The organism is Niveibacterium microcysteis (genome assembly GCF_017161445.1).
Taxonomy (GTDB): Bacteria; Pseudomonadota; Gammaproteobacteria; order Burkholderiales; family Rhodocyclaceae; genus Niveibacterium; species Niveibacterium microcysteis.
In genome coordinates this window covers 4,338,104-4,363,194 of sequence record NZ_CP071060.1, presented here as the reverse complement: position 1 = coordinate 4,363,194, position 25,091 = coordinate 4,338,104, and the positions used below count along the sequence as shown (strand labels likewise).

Here is a 25,091-nt window from a genome sequence, read left to right as displayed (position 1 = left end):
CGGCCGACTGCGCGACCGTGAGGAGATTCTTCGCCTGGGTTCACCTAAGCGGGTGTTAACCGGTTACCGCGTGGGCTGCCAATGCAGCCTCACAGTGATACCGGTTTCTTGTGAGCCAGCAATTGCGCAATCGCGCAGGAGATCGAACGGCTCTGAGCCGTATCGGCCCGGCTGGTGAGTACGATCGGTACCCGTGCGCCGAGCACCACACCCGCGAGCAGCGCGCCGGCAAGGTAGTGCAGTTGCTTGGCCAGCATGTTGCCGGCTTCCATGTCCGGAACCAGCAGGATGTCGGCCCGCCCTGCCACTTCCGATTCGATGCCTTTGGCCTTTGCGGCGAGCATCGAGATGGCGTTGTCGAAGGCGAGCGGCCCATCGAGCAGCGCGCCGCGGATCTGCCCGCGGTCGCCCATCTTGCACAGCGCGGCGGCCTCGAAGGTGGAGCGAATCTTGGTTGTGACCATCTCCACCGCAGAGAGAATCGCCACCCGCGGTGTCGTGATGCCCATCGCCTGCGCCAGCTCGATCGCGTTCTGCAGGATGTCGACCTTCTCTTCCAGGGTCGGCTCGATGTTGATTGCGGCGTCCGTGATCAGCAGCGGGCGCGGGTAGGTCGGCACATCGGCGACGAAAACGTGGCTGACACGCCTTCCGGTGCGCAGTCCCGCATCGCGCGACACCACCGCGCCCATGAAGGTGTCGGTATGCAGACTGCCCTTCATCAGCGCGTCGACGCGGCCGTCGCGCGCAAGCGCCGCAGCCAGTTTTGCAGCGTCGGCCTCGAACTCCGCGTCGACGATTTCAACGCCATCAAGGCTTGCACCGTATTGCGCCGCGAGCCGTTCCATGCGTGCGCGCGGACCGACGAGCACCGGTATCACCAGGCCTTCGTCGCGCGCCTGCAGCGGGCCGACCAGCGAATCTTCAGAGCAGGGCCATGCCACGCCAATGCGGATCGGGCTGAGCCCTTGTGTCAGCGCGATCAGGTTGCCGTAGCGGCGCTGGCTGTCGTTCACCGTGACCTCGGGCAGTTCTGGCACCGGTTTGCGTACCTTTACCGTCGGCGCGATGACCTCGGCTTCGCCTTCGAAGATGCGTTCGCCATCCTGATTGATGCCCTCGCAGCTCATCGTCACACAGTGCGTTGCAGCGTGTTTGTCGCGGCAGGTCACGGTGACGGTCAGCGTGTCCCCCAGGCTCAGCGGTGCGAGAAAGCGCAGATTCTGGCTGCGATAGACGGTGCCGGGGCCAGGCAGGCTGCTGCCCAGCAGCGAAGACACCAGGGTGCCACCCCACATGCTGTGCGCGACGACACCCGCAAAGCCGACATCACGCGCATAGTCGCTGTCGAGGTGCGTCGGGTTGAGGTCGCCCGACGCCACCGCAAAGAGCTGGATGTCCTGCAGACGCAGTGTTCGAGTCAGCCGAGCGGACTGGCCTAGCTGGATCTCGTCGAAGGTGCGGTTTTCGATGTGTTCAGTGGCAACAGCAGACATCACGGCCTCTTGGTTTGCTGCACTGCGGAACGTCATCTTATGCCGGCTTCGCTCATGCGGCGAGGTGCGGAGCGCCGGATTTGATCCAAGTGAAACGCCGGCCGCACCGTCGTGACGCAGACCGCCGAGGGCGCGGTGGTTGGCGATGCTAAAATCCGCCGGATCTCGCATTCCGAAAGGCTTCCCATGCACGTCGTCGTTCTCGCTGCCGGCCAAGGCAAACGCATGCGCTCCGCTTTGCCGAAGGTGCTGCAGCCGCTCGCGGGTCGTCCGCTGTTGGGGCACGTGCTTGCAACGGCGCGCTCGCTGGGGGCGCAGAAGTTGTGCGTGGTTTACGGCCACGGCGGCGAACAGGTACGGGCCGCGCTGGACGCGCCGGATCTCGCATGGGCATTGCAGGCCGAGCAACTCGGTACTGGCCATGCTGTTGCACAGGCGCTGCCGCATTTGCCTGAATCGGGCCCGGTGCTGATTCTTTACGGCGATGTGCCGCTGACACGCCGCGAGACCCTGGCCGAGCTGGTTGTTGCTGCGGGGGCGGAGGGTTTTGCGCTGCTGACCGTCGATATGGCGGACCCAAGCGGCTACGGCCGCATCGTGCGCGATGGCGCGCATCGCGTGGTGCGCATCGTCGAGCACAAGGATGCCAGTGAAGCGGAACGCACGATTCGCGAAGTGAATACAGGCATCATCTGCTGCCAGGCGCAGCACCTGCGCGGCTGGCTCGGCAAGATCCGCAACGACAATGCGCAGGGCGAGTACTACCTGCCGGACATCATCGCGATGGCCGTGGCGGACGGCATCGAAGTGAAGACCTCGCAACCGCTGGCGGTGTGGGAAACGCTTGGCGTCAACGACAAGGCGCAGCTTGCTGAGCTCGAGCGCCTGCATCAGCGCAATCAGGCGCAGGCTTTGTTGGTGGCCGGAGTCACGCTGATCGATCCGGCGCGTATCGACATCCGCGGCACGCTGGAGACCGGCCGCGATGTTGAGATCGACGTGAACTGCGTTTTCGAAGGGCGCGTGGTGCTTGGCGATGGCGTGAAAATTGGCGCCAACTGTGTCCTGAAGGACGTGACGGTTGCAGCCGGCGCGGTGATCCATCCGTTCAGTCACCTCGATGGTGCTGAGGTCGGCGCCAAGAGCCTTATTGGCCCCTTTGCGCGCCTGCGGCCGGGTACGAAGCTGGCTGAGGATGTGCACATCGGCAACTTCACCGAAGTGAAGAACAGCACCATCGCGGCACACTCGAAGGCTAATCACCTGGCCTATGTCGGCGATGCGGATGTCGGCAGCAAGGTGAACATTGGTGCCGGCACGATCACCTGCAACTACGACGGCGCGAACAAGTTCCGCACGGTCATCGAAGATGAGGTGTTCATCGGGTCCGACACTCAACTCGTGGCGCCGGTGCGCGTTGGCAAGGGCGCTACGCTTGGCGCGGGTACGACGCTGACCAAGGATGCGCCGGCGGGTGACTTGACCCTTTCGCGCGCGAAACAACTGACCGTTCCCGGCTGGAAGCGGCCGGTCAAAATCACCAAGTGAGCTCCATGTGCTTGCGCCTGGCAGGGCTGTTGCTGGGCGGGCTCGTCTGCTTTCCGACGGGGCTGGCCCATGCTGCGGGCTGCAAGGCGAGCTACACGGTGCCGGTTGCCCTCATCGGCGATGTGGCACGTCGCGCATCCGATAACAGCGTCGAGGGCTACGTACCAGATCTTGTCGCGGAGCTCGCGCGACGTTCCGGCTGCGACCTGAAGATTGAGGAAGTGCCCGCTGCGCGGATCAGCGCCATGCGCCAGCACGGCGAGGTGGCGATCCTGGCTTATTCGACGCAACGGCCGTCAGCGCCGGGCTATGCGTTCATTCCCACCGAGCGGTTTGCGCACGATCTGCTGGTGAATACGGCGCACGTTGCGTCGCCGCCGACGGTGAAATCGGTTCTCTCCGATTCGCGCCTGGTGTTCGGGCGTGTGCGCGGCATGAATTACGGGCCGGAGATCGAGGCCTTGCTTGCCCAACTCGGGCCGAGTCGTGTCGATGAATCGAGCTCGATCGATGATCTCTACCGCAAGTTGGTGGCTGGCCGCGTCGATGCGGCGTTCCAGTTCCCGCTGGTGTATCGCGGCAAGCTTGCTGCGCTGAGCGCCGAACACCGCGTCGCGGTGTTGCCCTTTGATGGCGCGGCACCGCAAGTTGGCGGTTGGGCGTTTCATACGCCGCCGATGGATGGCGACGATGCCGAACGGCTTGCCACGGCGGTACGGATGATGCGCGACGACGGCACGACAACCCGCATCCTCGCCCGCTTTGTTGGCGATGCGGCAGCGCGCCGTGCCCGCTACGCCGGTGCTGGCCAGAAAGCGGGCAAGTCTTGATGCGTCGGCTTGGGTCGTTCCGGCGCGGTGTGAGCGGGCCGACGCTCTGATGGACATGCGCGCAGCATGGCCGCCGCTGCACGCGGGCGGCGCGCCGACGTTCGAGCAGGCCAGCGAGGCCGATTTTGAGGTGCTGCTCCAGATCCGTCTTGTTGCCATGCGAAGCAGCCTTGAGCAGATCGGCCGCTTTGATCCATTGCGCGCTCGTCAGCGCCTTGCTGCGAGTTGGGATCCGGCGATGACCCAGCACATCCTGTGCGATGGACAGCGTGTTGGCTTCTTCATGCTGCGCCGGACTGACCATGCCTTGGTGCTGCAGCACCTGTACCTGATGCCTTTCGCGCAGGGCCGTGGCGTAGGGAGCGCGGTGATGCGGACACTGATCGATGAGAGCAACTGGGCGGGCCTGCCCTTGCGGGTGACGGCGCTGCGCGGCAGCCCCGCGAATGCGTTTTATCTAAAGCATGGCTTCGTTCGCTGCAGCGCCGATGAATACGATCTTGGCTACGTTCGTGCGCCGGATCGGGACGCGGGTGCGCGCGCCGCGACGACATCACCCAAGGGCTGATGGCAGGCGAATTGCCGGCGAGAACTTGCTGCGTTTTACCGAGAAGAAGGTGCGCACGTTGCGTACGTTGGCGTCACCCGCGAATAGGCGGTGCGCCAGCGCTTGGTAGGCCGCCATGTCGGCTACCTGCAGAATCAGCACGAAATCCGGGCCACTGGAGACCCGATAGCACTGCTGCACCTCGGCCGCAGCCTCGGTTCGGGTCTCAAATGCAAGCATGTGCTCGGCGGACTGCGAATCCAGTGTGACTTCGACGATCGCGGTAAGGCCCGCGCCAAGATGCTCGGTCGACAGGATCGCGACCTGGCGTTCGATTACGCCAGCATCAATCAGCTTTCGCACCCGGCGCAGACAGGTTGCCGGTGATACGTGCACATGTGCGGCAAGGGCGTGGTTCGTCAGGCTTGAATCACGTTGAAGTTGATCGAGGATGCGCAGATCGGTCGCATCCAGTGCGGCGGGGGTGTGCTTTTCGATCATGAGGCCGTATTAAATGAAATATTATTTCTCGCACGTAGTGCGGTGCAATAATGTTGCGCAAGTGTGAAAACTTAGCAAGCCTGTTGCAAGCGGGAGTGCCTATAGTGCCGCCATCTTCTTCCTTCAAACGTGGAGTGCTCCATGTGCGGCATCGTCGGTGCAGTGTCCCAGCGCAATATCGTTCCCATTCTGGTCGAGGGCCTCAAACGGCTTGAATATCGCGGCTACGACTCCTGTGGCGTGGCGGTACATCAGAACGGTGCCCTGCGCCGCGCCCGCAGCACCTCGCGTGTCGCCGAGCTCGATGCGCAAGTTCACGCCGAGAACGTTGAAGGCTTCACCGGTATTGCCCATACGCGTTGGGCGACGCACGGCGCCCCGGCGGTGCACAACGCACACCCGCACTTCTCGCGTGACCGCATCGCGCTGGTTCATAACGGCATCATCGAAAACCACGACGAGCTGCGCGCCGAACTCAAGACCAAGGGCTATGTGTTCGATAGCCAGACCGATACCGAGGTCATCGCTCACCTGGTTGATTCGCTGTACGACGGCGACCTGTTCGACGCCGTCAAGCGCGCCACGCTGCGCCTGAAGGGCGCCTACGGTATTGCGGTGTTCTGCCGCGACGAACCGCACCGCGTGGTAGGTGCCCGCGAGGGCTCGCCGATGGTGCTGGGCGTTGGCCAGGGTGAGAACTTCGTTGCCTCCGACGCAATGGCGCTTGCAGGCGTGACTGATCAGATCATCTATCTGGAAGAAGGCGACGTCGTCGACCTGCAGCTCGGCAAGTACTGGGTCGAGACACGCGCAGGCACCGATGGTTTCGTGCGTGTCGAACGCCCGGTGCGCACGGTTCATGCGCACACCGGCGCAGCAGAGCTCGGCCCCTATCGTCACTTCATGCAGAAAGAGATTTTCGAGCAGCCGCGTGCTGTAGGTGACACGCTGCAAGGCGTCGAGGCGATCACGCCGACACTGTTTGGCGAGAGCGCCGAAGCAGTGTTCAAGGGCATCGATTCTGTGCTGATCCTCGCCTGCGGCACCAGCTACTACGCGGGCTCGACGGCGAAGTACTGGCTCGAATCAATTGCCAAGATCCCGACGAGCGTCGAGATCGCCAGCGAATACCGCTACCGCGACAGCGTGCCGAATCCGAAGAGTCTGGTCGTGACGATCAGCCAGTCGGGCGAGACGGCGGACACCATCGCGGCGCTCAAGCACGCCCGCGGCCTGGGCATGGAACACACGCTGACCATCTGCAACGTATCGACCTCGGCAATGGTGCGCGAGTGCAAGCTGGCCTACATCACTCGCGCCGGCGTCGAGATCGGTGTGGCGTCGACCAAGGCCTTCACTACCCAGCTTGCAGGCTTGTTCCTCCTGACGCTGGCGCTCGCCAAAGTGCGCGGCAACCTGTCGCCGGAATCCGAAGCCGCGCACCTCAAAGCCATGCGTCACCTGCCGGTCGCGCTGCAAGCAGTGCTCGCACTGGAGCCGCAGATCATGGCGTGGTCCGAAGAGTTCGCGAAGAAGCAGAACGCACTCTTCCTCGGCCGCGGCCTGCACTACCCGATCGCGCTCGAAGGGGCTCTGAAGTTGAAGGAGATCTCCTACATCCACGCCGAAGCCTACCCGGCGGGCGAACTCAAGCATGGCCCGCTAGCCCTGGTTGATGCGTCGATGCCGGTGGTAACCGTGGCGCCGAATGACACCCTGGTCGACAAGCTCAAGAGCAACATGCAGGAAGTGCGTGCGCGCGGCGGTGAACTCTACGTGTTCGCCGACGCCGACACCCGCATCGAAAGCGAGCCCGGCGTACATGTGATCCGCATGCCGGAGCACTACGGCGCGCTGTCGCCGATCCTGCACGTCGTACCGCTGCAGCTGCTCGCTTACCACACCGCCTGCGCGCGGGGCACGGACGTCGACAAGCCGAGAAACCTGGCCAAGAGTGTGACGGTCGAGTAAGCGTTGGCGCGAGGACGGTGTGTTGATGCCGGAAAAGAAAGTCCGTCGGAGGAAAAGTAAGTCCGTCGAGTCGTGGCACGTAGATGCAACTGTTCGCGGCGAGGGACGAAGTGAGGTTCTGCGGCCAAGGTTGTCAACGAGCTAGGCCTATTGACATGGAGCTTGGCAAAGCATCCCGTCAAGAATTTGTACGCAATCTGGTTGATGGATTGTCCTGGAAGGCCTGACCCACAGCCGCCAAGTTACAGGGGTCGGTGCCGGCATATCTCCAGCGAAAATCGTAGCCTTTCGGATGGCCGCGGTAGGCCTCTAGCTGCCGCGTGCCATGTCAGGAGCTCCTTGGCTGTTTTCGGACTGGAAAGGCCGCTCGTTACGAGCCGCCACTGACACGGAGCGGCCTTAGTTCACCTTAAAGCGTCAGCGATCTCAGAGCGGGCGAATGTCAGCTCTGAATTCTGCAGTCCGCCGCTTTGTGCGATAGCGGACAATCGTTACCGTAGGGGACGTGTGGCCCGTCTTGCTCGCGACGGGACCGGGTTTGCCTAGCCGACCGGGGACAGCCCACTCTAGTGGTCGCGAGTCCATCGGGGCGCCCACTCGAAAGAGGTATACGCGAGAATGAAGCATCGACCTGGCGATAGTGGTTGTGCTCTCATGATCCTGTTCCTTGATTTCGACGGAGTGCTACACCCGCTCAACAAGGCGGAGAAGTTCACCAGGGCGCATCTACTCGATACCTTTCTGGCCGAACAATGCGACGTAGAGATCGTCCTGTCGACCAGCTGGCGCCAGATATTCCCCTTGGCTGTGCTGCGTTCAAAACTAACTGCCACGATTGCCGAACGCGTGATTGGAGCAACGCCGATCTTTCCGCGGGCAGCGCTGGAGCCGGCACCGGCCGCCGTGCGTGAGCGCGAATGCCGGATGTGGCTTGACACCAACGGACGAACGGACGCCGCATGGATCGCATTGGATGACGAACCCACGTTGTTCGCGACGCGAGAACGGGTGATTGTTTGCGACTCAAGGGTTGGTTTGACGCCGGAGAGTATCGAAGCGTTGCAGCAACACTTTCGTACGTCGTGAGGGGACACCCTTGCACTTTAGCGCCCATCATTCCATTTCATAAACTGCAAAGGCCACTTTGACCGGCGACGTGTTAGTCGGCCCCAATAAGCCTATCGTTCCATTATCGTCCGAGTTTCGGCCTTAGCCGACGTTCCTGCGCCAGCGAGCGCTGGGCTTGCGAATGTCAGCTCCATAAGCCTGGTGCCGTTTGGATTCGACCCAAAGCCGTCTGTCGCAACATTGCAAATCCACCGAACGGTCGGCCCCCGGCCTTCCCGCGCTTCGACATAACGGCTACCCGCCTCGCCGTTAGCCGACCGGAAGCCTCCCGTCCGGCCGCCAGCGCTGTCCGGCCGACGTTCGCACGTCTCAAGACGTTCGACGCTGCCACCTGAGCAACCCTGAACGCAAGCGGGTGACCAAGCCATCTTCCGAGTAAGAATTCACAGGAAGGCAAGTTGGATCAACCGCGCGGCGGCGCGCTCTCGTAGCATCCGAAACAGGGCCGGCAGCGAGGCAAGCATCACGGACTCTGGATGTACGGAGCAGGCTATTGCGGTCCACCCAGGATATTCATCATGCTGATAACCAGCGTCGCGATTAAATGTTTTGATATCAGCCACTTCCACGCCTCTGCTGTTTGATCAATATCCCAATAAAACCTCGTTTTGAGGTCTACTTAACGTTGGGCATCTCAAATCTGTCACTGAATATGCGATTTACTCCTACGCTTGCTAGCCTTGCACTGTTCACATTGGTTGTCTCGCCAGCGCATGCCGACTCACCGCCCAAACCAATACCGGAATGCCCAAAAACAACGGCTGTACCGCCGTGCAATTGCGAGGCACCACGATATCCCGCCGAGTCGGCACGTCGCATGGAGCAAGGAACTGTCGGTCTGGAGTTCTTGATTACCTCTGAGGGTCGGCCGCGGCGGGTAACCGTCGCCAAGTCAAGCGGCTTTCCTCTGCTTGATGGAGCGGCGGTTGCCGCAATCACGAACGCCTGCTTCAAACCATTCGAGAAGGATGGCAAATTTGTCGAGCAAGCAACGGCTCTTAATTTCGAATGGCGCCTCGAATAGAGATTCAGGCGGCGTCGATGCCCAACAAGTCCGTCAACGGGACGCCAAAATGCTACGCATTTTGGTCCCCTCCGCTGCGCTCCGGCGCCCGTTACGTCCAACGTTAGGCATTTGATCCATGTCATCAAAGCTCAGCCCAGTCGCACCACTGTCGCAAGTCGTTTTCGTTCACGACTACGTGCAACTGGTGTTCCAGGATGAGGTGTTCTCCGTCTACAACATCGCCAAACTTGTGTTTCGCGGAGTCCAGATTTCTCAAGGTTCTCCCGGTTTCTGCGACGGTCTCGTCAATCTCATCGGTCAACGCGCAGTTCAAGTCGAGCAAGCTGAGCAGTGCGCTCTATCGCTTTCATTCGAAGGCGGTGCGAGCCTTCATGTGCTCAGCAGTGAAAGCGCCATTCGCGGCCCAGAGGCGTTTCAGTTCGCGGGAAGAGACAACCTTCTCGTCGTCGAACAAAATGCCTAACCATTCCATCGAGCGGACGTCTTCCAGCGTGCTTCGCACGCTTCCAGCCGCCGCTCATGTCAAACGTTAGAAATAGCCATGACGCCTCAGCAAATTGTCGCGATTGCAGTTCGTCTATTTGCCGTCCTATGTGCGGCGAGTTCAGCCAACTACTTTTTCATCGTCCCGCACCAACTTACTTCCGCCAACCTAGGCGATCAACTTCCGAGCGCTCTAGTCTACGGTGGCATCTATTTGGCACTGGCCCTAGGTCTCTGGCTGTTCCCTATGGCAGTCGCGCACAAGATCATCCCGCGCACCAACTTCGACAATGTTGTTCGTGTGCCTGGCTTTGAAGCGGCACGGATCGGCTGCGCATTAATCGGCCTCTGGTTTTTCTGGTCGTCGCTCAGCTACGTTGCCTCTATCGTATTTCGAGCAATGATTGTTCCTGGAAGTGCCTCCTACTTCTCCAGCCTCACGCCGGAAGCCCGGGCCGATGTCTACGCCGTTATCGCTCAGATGGCGTTTTCGGCCGCCCTTGTCGCCCTATCTGGCCGTATCGCCGTCTACATCGCTGGGCGGCAGGTGGCTGAGTGACTATTTCTAACCAGTCCGTCAACGGGACGCCAAACTGCTGCGCAGTTTGGTTCCCTTCGCTGCGCTCAGGCGCCCGTTACGTCCAACGTTAGCGTGAACACATGAGCATCCCGGGGACAGCCGCGCTCGTACCAATCCTTATAATGTCGGTCGTTTGTGGTTGCGCCTGCAACTGCGAAACGTCCGAAGAAGAACTACTCTCCGCTCTGGGGGTTACAGATCAGCAAGCGAAGACGATCTCAATCGCGGCGATCAATCAACACGCAAATTCATTCCTGGTTGGCAAGCCAGTTGCGGCGTTTGCACTCGACATGACCCACCCACCTAAGTCATGCGCTCTGCGGACAGCGGAACGCATCGACTGCATTTACGTATACCGGGAGGGCGTTTTCTCCGACGAACTACTACGGGTGGTCGTCACAGTTTCGCCTGGTGGCGCCATAGCAAGCGTCGCGGTATCACATGCAAACTAGCCCCACGCGTCCTCGCCACGCTAACAAGTCCGTCAACGGGACGCCAAAGTGCTGCGCACTTTGGTTCCCTCCGCTGCGCTCCGGCGCCCGTTACGTCCAACGTTAGAGCACATGAATCCACCAAACGCAATTCACGGCGACGAAACCCGTACAACACCAATTGGCATGTGTCGCTATGCTTGCGAGTTCATGTTGGCCGCAATTGCCACAGATGAAAGCCTTGGAAAGGAGCCAGCCTTTAAACTTGTTCCACCTATTCCGGTTCTATTCCTGGTTGGGCAATCCATTGAACTGTCGCTTAAAGCTTTTCTTCTTTCTAGAGGTGTCACCCTTAGGAAGCTGCGGTTCGACTATGGTCACAATCTTCACGACGCACTCCGCAAGTCAAAGGAGCTAGGCCTGCTTTCTCTGGTCGCCCTTTCTTCCGAGGAACTAGAGACCATTGAGATTCTTGACGATCTATACAGAACAAAACAACTTCAATATATTGTCACCGGCATGAAAACCTATCCGGCGTTCGGCCCCCTAAAGCGTGCAGCAATTAGGCTGCTTCAGGCCATCGGTACCGAAGTCGGATACCCGCCAAGAGGACTGCCAAATGTGCTCTAACAAGTCCGTCAACGGGACGCCAAACTGCTGCGCAGTTTGGTCCCCGTCGCTGCGCTCCGGCGCCCGTTACGTCCAACGTTAGAGCAACCCAATGATTCTCTGGCGCTCCTTCGCTTTTGCCTTAGTTGTACTTCTGTGCGGCGCCTCGAATGCGGCGTCCCTCTGTACGACGGAAGAGGCGGTAGTGTTCAACTGCAAGGTCAAACGAAGCAACCGAATCGCTTCAGTTTGCGCCTCACCGAACCTCAAACGAGACGTCGGCTATTTGCAGTACCGCTTTGGCGCTCCCGGGAAAGCCCCTGAACTGGTATTTCCTAAGTCGCGCTCACGATCTCAGGCGCAGTTCTATTGGCGTCGGCTTCATCCATACCATAGCTCCCTAATTGAGATAGGATTTAGAAGCGGGCCATATTTCTACACCCTTTCGGCTACCGACGGTGCAGAAGACTTGAATGGCATCTCTGGCGGAGTCCAAGCCGGCAATGTTGCAGTTGGCAAAGCTTTTTACAGTAGCAATGTGGCGCTCCTCGAGTGCGACGCCTACCCTGAAGGATCGCTCGATCTTGAAGGCATTGCCCAAGACGGCGATCTTCTGCCCCCCCCACTAATATGACGCCACGAGTGCGCCTTTCGGCATGCTGCTCTAACAAGTCCGTCAACGGGACGCCAAAATGCAGCGCATTTTGGTTCCCTCCGCTGCGCTTCGGCGCCCGTTACGTCCAACGTTAGCCGTCTCGATGACCACCGGCACTCCGCTCTACTCGCTCAATGGTGAACAACCGCCGATCGTCGGTTGTAAATGCACATCGTTCTGCCTATTGCAGCATCAAGAGCACGGTGAGGTCGCAGACCCTGCGAACGTCGCCTATTTCGAGTTCTCTGGTAAGTGGGTTCGGCTCTATTTCGATGGCAACACGATATTTTGGCGCTCGTCTGACCAACCGACAGTGCCGGTAAACCACACCGACTCAAGTGCACTTGTTTTGGTAAACCTATCGGAGATGCCGGGCGTCGTTGGCCGCAATCTAGCGTCCGTCGAGTATTGGGGAGCTTCGACGGAAGTCGGTGCTACGCTGAACTTCGAGGAGGGAAGCACACTTGCGTTTCGCCACTTAGCAGACCATGACAAAACTCTGTTCAGCGCCGGCTAACAAGTCCGTCAACGGGACGCCAAACTGCTGCGCAGTTTGGTGCCCTCCGCTGCGCTCCGGCGCCCGTTACGTCCAACGTTAGGCACACTTCTAATTTCATCTCTATCGAAACATGAGAAAACTAGCTCTGCTCTGCACCTTACTCCCCGCAGTCTCCTCGGCTCACTCTCCGGGCGAGGAGTCAGGCTTGGCAATGCTGTACGCGGATGAAATGCTCGTCGTCCAAGAGCAGGTTTGCACTGCACGGGCGCCCACAGAAGGCAAGCAATTCAGCCAGTCTATTGCGAAGTGGCGGGCTGCTAATCAAGCTCTTTTGGGCGAACTCCAGCAGGCTGCGGTTGATGTTGAGCAATCGGCCTATGAGAAACTAAAGAACCCAGAGAGCTCGAATTCTCTTCAATCCGGTGTAGGCGCTCTACTAGCGCTCACGGGGGCACAACCTTTGGGTGCTACCGCCGTGCTGAACACTTTCGCCAAACTTAACGACGCGCAAGCAAAATCAATGTGTGCGACTTATGCGCATCAGGCCACCAACGAAAGTTGGCTCAGAACAGAGATGCAGTCCGCTCTGAAATTGGCAGCATCGCTCCATTAGGGTTGCGAGTGGCGCCTAACAAGTCCGTCAACGGGACACCCAAATTCTGCGCATTTGGGTTCCCTCGGCTGCGCCTCGGCGCCCGTTACGTCCAACGTTAGGCCAACATGCGGCTACTCCTTCTAGTCCTACTGACGCTGATTCCCGGGTTGTTGCCCGCGTTTGCAGCATGCGATGGCGATATTGCGCACGCCGAAGTTGATGGCATCCATATTTCAATAAACAATGAGTGCGAACCAGAAACGCAAATACTGGTCTGGAAGGTGAATCCTGGACGCGTTTCTGCGCAGCGTACGTATCTGTTCAAGAATGAATGCAGCCTTACTAGCAACGGCTTCACTTGTCGAAAGGGTGGCAACACACCACTAGCCGGCGCCACTTACCAGAGAACGCACTTCGGTCGTAGTCAGAACAATTGTTCAACGGACGTGAACGAACTGGGCGAGAAGTACATCTGCGTAAAGGGTTGCGGAAAGAAGGGCGTTCCAGAGTTTCTGCACGGGAACGACGGCTCATGCTGAGCATTTCCGTGGAGAGTTTGCGGCAGCGGCGGCCTAACAAGTCCGTCAACGGGACGCCAAACTGCTGCGCAGTTTGGTTCCCTCCGCTGCGCTCCGGCGCCCGTTACGTCCAACGTTAGCCCGCACACAAATATGGTCCGCTTTTCAAACGGCGACGACGCTTTCGAATTGACACTTGCCTCAGACGGAAATTCCGAACCGCAAATGGGAGCCGACGCCTATCTGACGGTTGCGGTGAACTCAAATGGGTTCGCCGGGCACAACGACCTTTGGGTTGTCGGCCCAAGTCTCAGATCCTTCTGCTCCAAGCTCGTGGAGCTTGAGCGCACCCTTCGTGGTGAAGCAACGCTCAAATCCATCTCACCAAACGAACTCACGCTCGTCGTATCGTCGGTTACTTCGCGTGGCAACATCGCCGTTCATGGCACTACCGGCTACGAGGTCCAGCGCGAAAACAGCGCCTTCTGGCACTCGGTGTCGTTTGGGTTTGAATTCGAAGTCGCCCAACTTTCTCGGGCTGTAGCGCTTCCATGGTTCAAGCGCTATGCGGGCTAACAAGTCCGTCAACGGGACGCCAAACTGCTGCGCAGTTTGGTTCCCTCCGCTGCGCTCCGGCGCCCGTTACGTCCAACGTTAGCCATATGAAACCCTCTGTTCGCGCAATCATCTGGAACGACTGGCCCGCGTTGGCTTGTGCGCTCGGCATTCCGGTCGTTTGGGTTATCTTCACGGCATTTCCCGTCCTGAAGCGGCTGGATCCAAGCGAGGTTTCGTTTTACGTCGCCCTGGCAACGGTGATTTCCGCGACGCTCGCGGTGATTCTGATTTGGCGCGCAAAACGCATCTTCAATCTCTTTGCCCACGGCACTGAGGTCGCGGGTCAAATCACTTGGGTGCAGATCGTTCGCGACCGAGGGCGCCTCGAGTTCCAGTTTGAAATGAACGGAAAGCCTATGAATGGCTGGACGGCAGTCCATAAATCGAAGCGCGTCATGTCCTTAGCTATCGGCCAGCCTGTGCGTGTTTTGGTTCAACCGTCCACATCCACGGCCATCGTCAAAGACCTGTACGTTTAACCTTCTCTAATCGGCACTATGGCTAACAAGTCAGTCAACGGGACACCCAAATGCTACGCATTTGGGTCCCCTCGGCTGCGCCTCGGTGCCCGTTACTTCCAACGTTGGGCGTCATGAACGAAGAATTCGCAACCCTCTCCGGGCAGCTATCTAGTTGGCCCCCGAAGGAAGAGTTGGCGCGCGTGCTCACTTCTGCCGGGCTTCGTGTGCATATTGGGAGATATTCTGTCCGCGTTGAAGGCTGCGAACGCTCTTCCTTCGAACAATACGGCGGCGATATCAGCCAACCATGTATTGTCGCTGACGCAGAAACAACGGAGAAAATGATCACGGACAGTAGGCTTGTGTCGAACGCACTGGCGGCTGTTGGTATAAGGCATCGGTTCGAGGTCTACGATGGCAACGACAATTTGGCGGCCTATTTCCACCATGACTGGCCGGATAGGCGGTAGCAGTCTGAGCGTCATCGAACTGCCTACCGTGACGCCCAACAAGTCCGTCAACGGGACGCCAAACTGCTGCGCAGTTTGGTTCCCTCCGCTGCGCTCCGGCGCCCGTTACGTCCAACGTTAGCCAGCAACAAGAAAATGAAAGCGGTCAGTATGCAGAGGCTGTTAGTCGTGTCCGCCATTTTGGCATTGCTCGGTCTCTCGGCATGCGCAGAGAGCACTGGCCCAAACTCATCATCCAGTTCGGTATCTTCGTCGGCCGGCGAAACGAAAAGCGTTGAGGGGTCAGTTACCGGCAACGGGTCAATTTCAGTCGCGCATCACCACGTAACAGTTAGTGATGGCAAAGTCACCGTCGACGGCATTTCGTTTGGGAGCGTTCCCGAAAAAGCTACCGTCCGTTACGTCGTCACACCAACCGGCGCCGTCTTGTTCGTTAACGGTGAGCTGCGCAATGCCGCCGCTGGCTAACAAGTCCGTCAACGGGACGCCAAAATGCTGCGCATTTTGGTTCCCTCCGCTGCGCTCCGGCGCCCGTTACGTCCAACGTTAGGCCGCAAATGCCGCTGGAAACCCGCCGCCTCAGCCCTACGAGAGATGCGTCACTAGCCCTTGAGGTCGCTCAGGAGCTCGCGCCGGCATCGACGCTAATGTGGCATCTTGAGTCGCTCAACGGATTGCAAGTCATTGCGAAGAAGTCATGGGCTTTGACCGACGACTTCGAGGCGTATTTCCTCTTTCGGAACCGTCTCTATTTGATGCAAACACCCGTCGTTGATGTCTGGATTCTCCAGTTTGGCGCGACCCCCGACGAATCCGGCTTTGCTGAAATTGAGGCAGCTGTTCAACGTTTTCCGAGCTGGAAGTACGCACTCTCCGTCATCCCAATTGCCAAGTATTTCTTTCTTCCGTTCAATCCAAGCAAAGAAGTGCTATCCCGGTACGGCATATCTTTCCCTGAACGCTCGCCTCAAGGGGACAACGGTGCGGCCTAACCAGTCCGTCAACGGGACGCCAAACTGCTGCGCAGTTTGGTTCCCTCCGCTGCGCTCCGGCGCCCGTTACGTCCAACGTTAGGCGTACCCCTATGCCTGGTACCGAGAGTCAAAACGAATACACCGCAGCAACCCCGACACAAGGTGGCTGGCGGTGGGCGTTGCTGTTCGTTTCCGCATTCGTGCTGCCATGGGCATTAGCTATCGGCTCGGTAAACGCGCTCGAAGCATGGCTGCCGGGTCGGGTGGCCACAGACCATTGGCGAAACTTCTCTTCGGCATGCTTCGTCTTGGGTGGTGCGGTTGCCGCAGGCCAGCTTATTCGGCTACCTCGTCAATACGGGTTTCGTTTCGCACTAGCAATTCTGGTTTTTCTTGGTGGTTTGTGGTTGGCATATACGTTTCAGCTCCGCTCAAACTGTGGTGATGAATCAAAATACGTTGGCACAGTTGAACAAACGCAAGTCGCATCATGTCAGTAGCCTCGGCTGGTCGGCCCTATGCGAACACGCCTAACCAGTCCGTCAACGGGACGCCAAACTGCTGCGCAGTTTGGTTCCCTCCGCTGCGCTCCGGCGCCCGTTACGTCCAACGTTAGGCGCTTGTCGTGACCGATTTTTCAATGATCAACGCTGAAATCGAACGCTTTGATAGGTGGTCCGAGCCATGGTCATTTGAAGCGTCCGTTGAAACTAAGCTCGCGGGCTTCGGTGAAGAGCTTTTGCTGTTTCAGTCTGTGTGGGCGACCGCTTGCGAACCGGAAATTTGGATTAGCGGCACGTTCGTAGAAGCTTGCGCCAATACGGCCATCGCGATTTCAAAACAATATCCGTGGCTTTACGCGAAGGCAGTTCGCCAAATCGCAAACGGGGCGGCATATCAGTGGCGATAAACGCGCCTAACAGGTCAGTCAACCGGACACCCAAACTGCTGCGCAGTTTGGGTTCCCTTCGCTGGCGCTCCGGTGCCGGTTACTTTCAACGTTAGGCGTCAAGCGTGCCTCATTTGCTCACAGCAGGAAGACTGTTTGAATGGTCATTGCAAAGTGGTGCAGAAGAATTCAAACAGTTGGCGCGGTTTGGCGATACGAATGACATCCAAGTGTTGCGCATCTCATCACCGGGGTCCGGCTACGACGTGGCAATTCGCGTAGATACCAGTCGGTACTCCAATGGCATACGTCGCTTTCTCGGGCCATTGCTTGTGCTTGGTACTCAATTCCCAACTGAGCTGCATCCAGTCCAAGCCGATATCATGATCGAATTGCGCTCGAAACTATGCAAACTTGGGCCGGAAGGGACGGAAGCGGTGGCCGTTGAGCGTATAGTCCAATGGTGTAACAGCTCTCATTTTAGGGTCGTGCGAGTAAATTCCAGTGGGGGCCGGTGGGTTGGCTATGGGCACCCGAGCGACGCCTAACACTTCAGTCAACCGGACACCAAACTGCTGGGCAGTTTGGTTCCCTCCGCTGCGCTCCGGTGCCGGTTACTTTCAACGTTGGGCGTCATCATTCGCGACACCTATCGATGTAAGACGTGGAGTGGCAAGCGCTTGTTTTGTCGAATTCTATTAGCCATCCTATTGCTGGGCTCAAGCATGACATCCAAAGCCGAAGGAGGTTGGCAGATACTAGAAAGGCTTGGGCCTAACAACCCCGAGATAGTTAGAGTCGTGCGAAGGCTTCCAGAATCGGCCGTGCGAGCCCGCTTTCCAGTTCTCTTGGAGGTCCGCTGGGGCTACAGATCCTTGCCCAATGGCCTACCTATCGAGGCTGAATTGATTTACGCCAGAACGCTCTACGCTGAGCTCGGAAAGATAGTCGGACAAAATGGGATTCATGCAATGACACGTACGGGCGACGGCGGCCGGACAATCTATTACTACATCGCGAGCGCCGATCCGATTCGCGATTCAGTTAGAAGGTTCTTCGATGCCCAACCACCAATCTCAGTTAGCGTCTCTGCCAGGGCAGATCCAGACTGGAGAGTCGTGAAACAGGTGCTCAATGAAACCATCGAATAGGCGGCAGACGCCCAACATGGCAGTCAACCGGACCCCAAACTGCAGCGCAGTTTGGTTCCCGTCGCTGCGCTCCGGTGCCGGTTACTTTCAACGTTAGGTGTCTATGCCCCTTCCTTCTGAACAGCAAAGGAAAGGCTTGTGCGAGTTAATGCACAACGCGTTCGTAGAGCTTCGCTATCTCGAAGGCGAGCAAGCGCACGATCTGGCCTATGCGTTTCACAATTTGCCGTTGGAAATGTATGGCTGGGGGCAGTGGAGCAGCGAGGAATTCATCGGCCGACTTCGTTGCTACCAATCGAAGCACCACGAACATTTGGGTTTTAACTACGTTGATGCCGCCCAGAAACTCCTTAACCCCGCCACCTAACAGGTCAGTCAACCGGACACCAAAATGCTGCGCATTTTGGTCCCCTCGGCTGCGCCTCGGTGCCGGTTACTTTCAACGTTAGGCGGCTGGAGTGGTGCCCTAATGAATCCGATCGTCATTTGCGCAGCACTGCTAGGCACAATCATCTCGTCACTCAACTTCTACCTGTCGTTCATAAGGCCACTCGCGCATCGCTATTTGAATCCGGCGGGGTCTTACAGGCAGGTTTCTGGTCTTCCGTTGTTTGGGTCCGTGCTGCTTTGGGGCTCAGCTATCCCGCTCTGGTCAGAGCACCTATCATTGGCGCTTGATTGCTTGGCTATCTCTGCCCTAGACACTTTAGGCTTGCACTGGCTTCTCATCAGTCTGTGCATCTCAATCCGCCGCCCTAACCATCAGTGATGCAACGCAAACCGCCGCCTAACCCTGCAGTCAACCGGACACCAAACTGCTGCGCAGTTTGGTTCCCTTCGCTGGCGCTCCGGTGCCGGTTACTTCCACGTTAGGTATCTGAATTCCACTCGGAGACGAACAATAATGCTTGGGCTTCTTCCTTGGGGAAAATGGTTGCCACCTTATGCATTTGCGCCACTCTTGTGCGTCGGCTCAGGCGTTTTGTTCTTTCTGAGCCTCAGCGAGCCTCACTGGTGGAAGCTTGTGTTGTTTCCCCTTGCGTCTTTGTATGGCGGGTGGGGAACATGGCGCTGGTTCAAATACCGAGAAAATGTCTTTCTGCTCGGGGAGCCCCGAAAAAATGAACGCTCGAAAGCAACCGATGGCTGCGATACCTAACAGATCAGTCAACCGGACACCCAAACTGCTTCGCAGTTTGGGTTCCCTCCGCTGGCGCTCCGGTGCCGGTTACTTTCAACGTTAGGCCGAAAATGAATACCGTTGTAGCCTTGATTAGAATCTTTTGGTGGCTAGGCATGAGCTATTTTCCGGTTGCCATCTATCGTGTCACCAAACGCCTGTACATAGAGATCGGCTGCCCACCACAGGGCGATTGCTATTTGCCAGGCACGTCGGCCGGCTTTGAATTTGACTTATTGGCTTATATTGCGGCAATAGGCATCTGGCCTGCCGCGATATGGTTTCTTGGCGGCGCCAAAGTTTTTCGAAGCCTAGTTCTTAAGCTGCAGCGTAGGCCCAACACGGCAGCTCACAGCAATGACGAAAACCTTGCCTAACACTGCAGTCGAGCGGGACAGCCAACAAGCTGCGCTTGTTGGTTCCCTTCGTGCTTCGCACTCCGGCTGCCCCTCACTTCCACGTTAGGCGTCGAAATCCGCAATGAAGAGCCAATTTGGGTCCCGGCTATCGCGCATCATCGGCAGAGGCTCTACGCTTTCCCCACTGGAGATTGCGGTTCTACACGCCTTAGTTGCAGCCCTCCCAGGCTCCTTGCGCGTCGTGGTTGAAGCACAATTCAACGCCTACAACTTGGTGCAGCGCGAGGTCGACGGTCGTGCCCTCAATTTCTACTGCGAATCCCGCGACGCTAAAACGCTTCCTCTCTTTGCCCACAAGCGCGAAACGTTACCGCTCGTCAGGATCACAGCGGCGACCGTCAGTGCAAACGAGCCGCTTCACGCAGTTCTTTCCGCCGTCAACGGCCGCGCGTTTTGCGTTAGCTTCAACAGAAAGCCCGCGCCGTTTGAACATCGGGGCGTAGTCAAATTCGAACACGTTGTGGAGGCGTGGCGAGGCGATGTTTACTTGAACTCACCGACGCCTAACACTTCCGTCAACGGGACGCCAAACTGCTGCGCAGTTTGGTTCCCTCCGCTGCGCTCCGGCGCCCGTTACGTCCGACGTTAGGTGCTTAATGCTTCGATCGCTTCCCGCGCGAATTGCTTGCTCTTTCTGCCTTGGCCTCGTCTGCGCTTTCCTTTATTTCGCTGGGCCAATGGTTGAGCTTCCACGGTGGCTTCCCGAGGTTGCTTACCTGGGAATCATCTCCGCCGTCTTAGTGGCTGTCTCTCAGGCGCTCGGCACGCTCTCCCTCTGGCAAGTCGTGGCACATAGCATTCCCGTCACTGCGGTCACGGTTGTGCTCGCTCGCGCCATGGGCAGCCCGCTCGGGCCATTCATTCGCCCAGTTGCCGCAGTCTGGCTTGGCGCAGCGCTTATATGGGCCATGTCTTACTACCGGCGCTCCAGCGGCCGCGCAAACCTCAATGCAAAGTAGCGCCGCACCTAACAAGTCCGTCAACGGGACGCCAAAATGCTGCGCATTTTGGTTCCCTTCGCTGCGCTCCGGTGCCGGTTACTTTCAACGTTGGGCGTCATGAAACCCGATCGCGCTGCACTCAACGACTCGCAAGAGCACGCACGGCGACAACTCGTCTCCCTGTGCCGTGCAGTGCTTGCCGAAGAACTCTCGTTCTTTGAGGCGGCAATTCAAATCACTCGCCTCCGTCAAAGCGTTGGTGTTCCCGAAGGGGACTCAGACCTAATGGCGTTCGTTGCGATCGCATCAGAGTCGGACCATCTTCCGCCGCACCATATTCAGAACCGTTGGTCACCAGAGGCACTGAAGAAACTCCAGCCTGAGTTCGAGCGGATTGAAGCCTGGGCCAAACCCTTTGCAACCGAGGCTTGCCAAGACATCGTGGGAAGGTTTGGAAGCGCATGACGCCCAACCCTTCCGTCAACGGGACGCCAAAATGCTGCGCATTTTGGTTCCCTCCGCTGCGCTCCGGCGCCCGTTACGTCCAACGTTAGACGCTATTGCTAATGACCCTCGACGACCTCACCGTAAACTTCAAACACCTCAGGCGAGAAACCGTTCTCGAAGATTGGGTGTGGCTGATCGGCAATCGAAAGTTACCAATCCTCCTTGCAGCCGCCGGTGACGCATTCGTGCAAGACACCGAAGACGGAACGATTCACATGCTAGACGTTGCGGCGGGCAAGTCTGGTTTGGTTGCCCAATCCGCCAAAGAGTTTCAGTCTTTACTGTCAGATCGAGAGTTTGTTGGCCAGTACCTCTGCGTTCAGCTGGTGGGGGACTTGAGAATGAAAGGGCTCGTCCTTAAGCCTCGTCAGATCTACAGCTTTATTAAGCCTCCGCTCCTTGGCGGTGAGTATTCATTGGACAACATTGAAGCGTGCGATATTGAAGTTCACTACTCTCTCAATGGCCAGATTGCTCGCCAAGTGAGTGCGCTCCCGCCAGGAACGCCAATCAGCAACATTACAATTGTGGACAAACCAAAGAAAAAGCCACGCTGGAGGTTCTGGTGACGTGGGCCGCGTCTAACAAGTCCGTCAACGGGACGCCAAACTGCTGCGCATTTGGGTTCCCTCGACTGCGCCTCGGTGCCCGTTACGTCCAACGTTAGAGCGCAACACCAATGGCACCTAGCCCCGAACTAATCGCGTACTACGCTTCAGGAAAGCCACTGGTTTGTGAGCTCGATGCCAATCCGTTTCTTTGCGAGTTCTGGCCGCCGGAAGAGTTGGAGCAATACAACCAGGAGTACGAGGTGTCGGAATACGCACCGGGCTATTTCGGCTTTGCTACAAGTGGCGGAGGTGAAATGTTCGCCCTTGCCCCCAACGGTGCGATAGTGTGCCTGCCGTTTGTCGGCATGGGGCCGGCCGCGGCTTCACCTGTGGCTTCATCATGGAGCGCATTTGAGGGCATGCTCCGAAATGCGCTCTAACAAGTCCGTCAACGGGACGCCAAACTGCCTCGCAGTTTGGTTCCCTCCGCTGCGCTCCGGCGCCCGTTACGTCCAACGTTAGGCAAACATTGATGGCGGTCTACGAATTGAAGCCAGTTTCCATCGGCCCCGACTTTTCCGCCGAGTGGTTCGATGATGAAAAATGCGTTTGGAACGACGAACGGCTTCGTTGCCCTGTCTCACTGGTTCATGACTGGAAGACACCCAAGCTAAAACTGCATCGGGCTGGTCGTGCCCCTACAGCGGTGCTTTTCAATCCGAACGCATTTGCAGTCTCACAGGGTGTTCGTGAAAGGCTGTCTGGGTTCGAGGAACTAGAGTTCCTGCCGGTAGAAATCGAAGGCCATGGGAACTATTTCATTCCTCACATCATTGCTTCGTGCGAAGTTCCGGAAGGCTCTCAAGTCTCCCGCCCGGAACCTCCCGTTAATGGCAACATTGTTCAAATTAAGGCCTTTCCCGCGAACTTCGAACCCACAGCGGCTTTCTTTCGCATCCTTCAGCCAAGGAATTCACCCGCCGGAAGGAAAGGGCGCAGCGTGCTTGCGCAATACGCAAACGCGCGCGGAGCCCAAGCAATGGTTTCAGTTGCTGGTCAGTACATATGCACGCATGAGGTACCTCTTGCCTAACAGTGCAGTCAACCGGACACCCACTGCTGCGCAGTTGGGTTCCCTCCGCTGCGCTTCGGTGCCGGTTACTTTCAACGTTAGGCCTTATGTGAGTACGCCCGCCCACATTTCCGGCGCATCGCGCGTCATTGCCGAGTTCGGGTTATGGCCTTCGTTCCACGACGCCGAAGTCGTTTCTTTTGCGCTCGAACGCGCCTTGCCGGTTCAAGCGGGTTCATGTATCGCGCGCATGGCGGTACACGTCCGAACGTATGAAACACTTGGCGACGGAACCGCGGACTACCGGCAATCGTTGCTGAAGAGCGCAGTCATCACATTCGCCTTCCACGCACCAGCGGCGCTGAACCTTGATCTCTCCGAGTTCAATAATCAGAACGTTATCGACTCCATTCGGGTTTCGAGCGCTCAAGCTGGCGCGCCAGCCGAACTAGAGGTTTTTATTGAGCCAATTTGGGGGTTTGGTGGCGGCTTCTATTGCGCGGCCGTTGAGGTCGAGTCCATCAAGGTGCTACCGAATGCGCCGGCCTAACCAGTCCGTCAACGGGACGCCAAAATGCTGGGCATTTTGGTTCCCTCCGCTGCGCTCCGGCGCCCGTTACGTCCAACGTTAGGCCAATGAGACTGCCACGCCGCCGATTTTTCTTGCTTGCTATCGCAATGCCTTGCCATGCGGCCTCGCTTTGCGCACCGAACGAGAGCGTCGTCTTTTCATGTGCAGCGAGAGCAAAAATGGTCTCTATTTGCTCGTCGGGTGGAACAAGTACTCGGTACCGGTTCGGAACAACGAAGAAGGTTGAACTCAGCCACCCCGATCAAAACGCATCGATCGACACCACTTTTCGTGGTTCGTACAGCTATGGTCCAGGTTTCTCGAGCTACGTCACGTTTGAGCGCGGCGGCTTTAGGTACTACACCTACTCGAACTACGGCGACGACGTTCTTTCAGAGACTGGAACAAGAATGGCCAACGCATTTGAAGAGGCCGGGGTCGTCGTGTTCGATGGCGAACAACCTATTCGTCACATCAAATGCACCAAGGTTGCCGTACGGCTTTCTGAGGCCTCTTTCAAGAAATTCGGTTTCGTGATTGAAGACGGGGAAGCGTTTTACGAGGCATGGCGAGCGTCGGACGGTTTCATTCGGTGAGCGCAGCCATGCCTAACAAGTTCGTCAACGGGACGCCAAAATGCTGCGCATTTTGGTTCCCTCCGCTGCGCTCCGGCGCCCGTTACGTCCAACGTTAGGCGCAGTCATGCGTGACCGGAAGCGAATCACTGCGGTGCTAGATGCTCTTCGCCAAGCGTGGGAAAGGAAACCGGACCTACGGCTTGGACAGTTGCTCGTTATTGCCGCGCAGCCGAAGGAACCATGTTCCGAGCTGTTTTACATCGAAGATCATGTTCTTTTGCAGGGGATCGAGAACTACCACTCGCACCTTAAGGCGTCCGACGGTGTCGAGGTCGTCCTTGGGCCTGAATTCGACACAGCACTAATGGAGCGCCTTCGCCGCTGGGTGCACACAGAAGGCGGTCGAATGTCCGAGGGCTCCTTTGGCGTTGGGGGGTCGCAGGAACTCACGCGCTACGATGTCATTCTTCCGACCGGTGACCTTGTCGTCACGTCGGAAACCTACGTTGGACTCTCCATCCGGGGTCCAGAAGAGCTTGTTCGGGCGGTTTGTCTTGCGGTGCAAAGCGCCTAACAAGTCCGTCAACGGGACGCCAAACTGCTGCGCAGTTTGGTTCCCTCCGCTGCGCTCCGGCGCCCGTTACGTCCAACGTTAGGCCAAGCATGAGCGAATCAGCGTTCATCCGGAGCATTGACTGCAATTTTCCGTATGGCCGTCCAGTTCAATGGCGGCGTGTAGTGGCCCGAGCCTGCTCCCTGTCTGCCAACTCAGCATTTATGGTCATTCATGAGCTCTGTCGCCCGCCTCGCGGCGCCAAACCCTCCGAAGAGTGCGCACGAAAGATCCTTGGTCATCTTCTAAAACGCTTCAAACATCCGTTACTCCATTCATTGCAGCCAGTCATCGAGAGCCATATTCAAGGCAAGCATCTGCCGGTTGCCAAGGCTGCGCACCTTATGCGCCAAGTGGCTCGCTACCCTGGTCAATACAACGCGCTGTCCATTTGCTACTTCTCGTGCAACGACAAGCTCGGACTCCTTGAACCAATCTATGACCGCATCGTCAGTGACTGGGCCTCGGCCTAACCAGTCCGTCAACGGGACGCCAAACTGCTGCGCAGTTTGGTTTCCTCCGCTGCGCTCCGGCGCCCGTTACGTCCAACGTTGGAAGCATCCCATGCGCATCCTATTCGCCATATTTGTCGCTTTGGCTTCACACCATTTGTTTGCGGGTAATTCGTCCTACGAATACTACGACATCGATAGTTGCATCCGCGGAGAGATTTCGACA

The 25,091-nt window shown here is 58.0% G+C and carries 29 protein-coding genes; 27 read left to right on the top strand and 2 right to left on the bottom strand.

What is annotated here, in order from left to right; translation table 11 throughout:
• Positions 1-89: 89 nt before the first annotated feature.
• Positions 90-1,496 (bottom strand): bifunctional enoyl-CoA hydratase/phosphate acetyltransferase, encoded by a 1,407-nt coding sequence (locus tag JY500_RS19760; RefSeq protein ID WP_206254309.1) that lies wholly within the window; start codon positions 1,494-1,496, stop codon positions 90-92.
• 186 nt (positions 1,497-1,682) lie between these two features.
• Here JY500_RS19760 and glmU point away from each other — a divergent pair, with 186 nt between their 5' ends.
• Genes glmU through JY500_RS19745 form a run of 3 tightly spaced genes read left to right on the top strand, consistent with a single transcriptional unit; the run spans position 1,683 to position 4,442 of the window.
• Positions 1,683-3,044, top strand: coding sequence for a bifunctional UDP-N-acetylglucosamine diphosphorylase/glucosamine-1-phosphate N-acetyltransferase GlmU (gene glmU, locus JY500_RS19755; protein WP_206254308.1), 1,362 nt, complete (start codon positions 1,683-1,685; stop codon positions 3,042-3,044).
• A gap of 5 nt (positions 3,045-3,049) precedes the next feature.
• A complete protein-coding gene (locus JY500_RS19750; RefSeq protein WP_206254307.1) occupies positions 3,050-3,874 on the top strand; it encodes a substrate-binding periplasmic protein in 825 nt (274 codons plus the stop codon).
• Between the two features lie 49 nt (positions 3,875-3,923).
• Positions 3,924-4,442 (top strand): GNAT family N-acetyltransferase, encoded by a 519-nt coding sequence (locus JY500_RS19745; protein WP_206254306.1) that lies wholly within the window; start codon positions 3,924-3,926, stop codon positions 4,440-4,442.
• On the opposite strand, the gene JY500_RS19740 is transcribed toward JY500_RS19745, so the two are convergent.
• Positions 4,428-4,922 carry an Lrp/AsnC family transcriptional regulator gene (locus JY500_RS19740; RefSeq protein WP_172202564.1) on the bottom strand — a complete coding sequence of 165 codons (495 nt, stop codon included), beginning with the start codon at positions 4,920-4,922 and terminating at the stop codon, positions 4,428-4,430. The genes JY500_RS19745 and JY500_RS19740 overlap by 15 nt on opposite strands.
• 141 nt (positions 4,923-5,063) lie before the next feature.
• Here JY500_RS19740 and glmS point away from each other — a divergent pair, with 141 nt between their 5' ends.
• From glmS to JY500_RS19620, 24 genes are all read left to right on the top strand, one after another.
• On the top strand, positions 5,064-6,893 hold the full coding sequence (glmS, locus tag JY500_RS19735; protein ID WP_172202565.1) for a glutamine--fructose-6-phosphate transaminase (isomerizing): 1,830 nt from the start codon (positions 5,064-5,066) through the stop codon (positions 6,891-6,893).
• Between the two features lie 654 nt (positions 6,894-7,547).
• Complete coding sequence (locus JY500_RS19730; RefSeq protein WP_206254305.1) at positions 7,548-7,979, top strand: HAD domain-containing protein; 432 nt, start codon at positions 7,548-7,550, stop codon at positions 7,977-7,979.
• A 694-nt stretch (positions 7,980-8,673) separates the two neighbouring features.
• Entirely contained in the window at positions 8,674-9,045 is a 372-nt protein-coding gene (locus JY500_RS22460; RefSeq protein ID WP_425493211.1) for an energy transducer TonB, read from the top strand.
• Between the two features lie 118 nt (positions 9,046-9,163).
• A complete protein-coding gene (locus JY500_RS19720; RefSeq protein ID WP_206254303.1) occupies positions 9,164-9,511 on the top strand; it encodes a hypothetical protein in 348 nt (115 codons plus the stop codon).
• Positions 9,512-9,589: 78 nt separating this feature from the next.
• The gene (locus JY500_RS19715) at positions 9,590-10,090 is read left to right on the top strand and encodes a hypothetical protein (protein ID WP_206254302.1); all 501 of its coding nucleotides are present in this window, start codon (positions 9,590-9,592) and stop codon (positions 10,088-10,090) included.
• Between the two features lie 584 nt (positions 10,091-10,674).
• Complete coding sequence (locus tag JY500_RS19710) at positions 10,675-11,172, top strand: HEPN domain-containing protein (RefSeq protein ID WP_206254301.1); 498 nt, start codon at positions 10,675-10,677, stop codon at positions 11,170-11,172.
• 91 nt (positions 11,173-11,263) lie between these two features.
• Positions 11,264-11,785: a hypothetical protein gene (locus JY500_RS19705; RefSeq protein WP_206254300.1), complete on the top strand. Its 522-nt coding sequence runs from the start codon at positions 11,264-11,266 to the stop codon at positions 11,783-11,785.
• A gap of 124 nt (positions 11,786-11,909) precedes the next feature.
• Complete coding sequence (locus tag JY500_RS19700) at positions 11,910-12,323, top strand: hypothetical protein (RefSeq protein ID WP_206254299.1); 414 nt, start codon at positions 11,910-11,912, stop codon at positions 12,321-12,323.
• A 187-nt stretch (positions 12,324-12,510) separates the two neighbouring features.
• Positions 12,511-12,918: a hypothetical protein gene (locus JY500_RS19695; protein ID WP_206254298.1), complete on the top strand. Its 408-nt coding sequence runs from the start codon at positions 12,511-12,513 to the stop codon at positions 12,916-12,918.
• A gap of 653 nt (positions 12,919-13,571) precedes the next feature.
• Positions 13,572-13,994: a hypothetical protein gene (locus JY500_RS19690; RefSeq protein ID WP_206254297.1), complete on the top strand. Its 423-nt coding sequence runs from the start codon at positions 13,572-13,574 to the stop codon at positions 13,992-13,994.
• Positions 13,995-14,080: 86 nt separating this feature from the next.
• Positions 14,081-14,515, top strand: a complete 435-nt coding sequence (locus JY500_RS19685) for a hypothetical protein (RefSeq protein WP_206254296.1) — start codon at positions 14,081-14,083, stop codon at positions 14,513-14,515.
• A gap of 113 nt (positions 14,516-14,628) precedes the next feature.
• The gene (locus JY500_RS19680) at positions 14,629-14,967 is read left to right on the top strand and encodes a hypothetical protein (RefSeq protein WP_206254295.1); all 339 of its coding nucleotides are present in this window, start codon (positions 14,629-14,631) and stop codon (positions 14,965-14,967) included.
• A 557-nt stretch (positions 14,968-15,524) separates the two neighbouring features.
• Entirely contained in the window at positions 15,525-15,959 is a 435-nt protein-coding gene (locus JY500_RS19675) for a hypothetical protein (RefSeq protein WP_206254294.1), read from the top strand.
• 622 nt (positions 15,960-16,581) lie between these two features.
• Positions 16,582-16,851 (top strand): hypothetical protein, encoded by a 270-nt coding sequence (locus tag JY500_RS19670; RefSeq protein ID WP_206254293.1) that lies wholly within the window; start codon positions 16,582-16,584, stop codon positions 16,849-16,851.
• Between the two features lie 704 nt (positions 16,852-17,555).
• The gene (locus JY500_RS19665; protein WP_206254292.1) at positions 17,556-17,981 is read left to right on the top strand and encodes a DUF695 domain-containing protein; all 426 of its coding nucleotides are present in this window, start codon (positions 17,556-17,558) and stop codon (positions 17,979-17,981) included.
• Between the two features lie 103 nt (positions 17,982-18,084).
• Positions 18,085-18,348: a hypothetical protein gene (locus tag JY500_RS19660; RefSeq protein ID WP_206254291.1), complete on the top strand. Its 264-nt coding sequence runs from the start codon at positions 18,085-18,087 to the stop codon at positions 18,346-18,348.
• A gap of 929 nt (positions 18,349-19,277) precedes the next feature.
• The gene (locus tag JY500_RS19655) at positions 19,278-19,538 is read left to right on the top strand and encodes a hypothetical protein (protein ID WP_206254290.1); all 261 of its coding nucleotides are present in this window, start codon (positions 19,278-19,280) and stop codon (positions 19,536-19,538) included.
• 1,100 nt (positions 19,539-20,638) lie between these two features.
• Entirely contained in the window at positions 20,639-20,986 is a 348-nt protein-coding gene (locus JY500_RS19650; RefSeq protein WP_206254289.1) for a DUF2489 domain-containing protein, read from the top strand.
• A 101-nt stretch (positions 20,987-21,087) separates the two neighbouring features.
• Complete coding sequence (locus JY500_RS19645; RefSeq protein ID WP_206254288.1) at positions 21,088-21,597, top strand: T6SS immunity protein Tdi1 domain-containing protein; 510 nt, start codon at positions 21,088-21,090, stop codon at positions 21,595-21,597.
• A 110-nt stretch (positions 21,598-21,707) separates the two neighbouring features.
• The gene (locus JY500_RS19640; protein WP_206254287.1) at positions 21,708-22,019 is read left to right on the top strand and encodes an SMI1/KNR4 family protein; all 312 of its coding nucleotides are present in this window, start codon (positions 21,708-21,710) and stop codon (positions 22,017-22,019) included.
• A gap of 92 nt (positions 22,020-22,111) precedes the next feature.
• A complete protein-coding gene (locus tag JY500_RS19635) occupies positions 22,112-22,672 on the top strand; it encodes a hypothetical protein (RefSeq protein WP_206254286.1) in 561 nt (186 codons plus the stop codon).
• An 88-nt stretch (positions 22,673-22,760) separates the two neighbouring features.
• A complete protein-coding gene (locus tag JY500_RS19630) occupies positions 22,761-23,201 on the top strand; it encodes an Imm50 family immunity protein (RefSeq protein ID WP_206254285.1) in 441 nt (146 codons plus the stop codon).
• Positions 23,202-23,287: 86 nt separating this feature from the next.
• On the top strand, positions 23,288-23,818 hold the full coding sequence (locus JY500_RS19625; protein WP_206254284.1) for a hypothetical protein: 531 nt from the start codon (positions 23,288-23,290) through the stop codon (positions 23,816-23,818).
• Between the two features lie 106 nt (positions 23,819-23,924).
• Entirely contained in the window at positions 23,925-24,374 is a 450-nt protein-coding gene (locus tag JY500_RS19620; RefSeq protein ID WP_206254283.1) for a hypothetical protein, read from the top strand.
• Positions 24,375-25,091 lie beyond the last annotated feature (717 nt).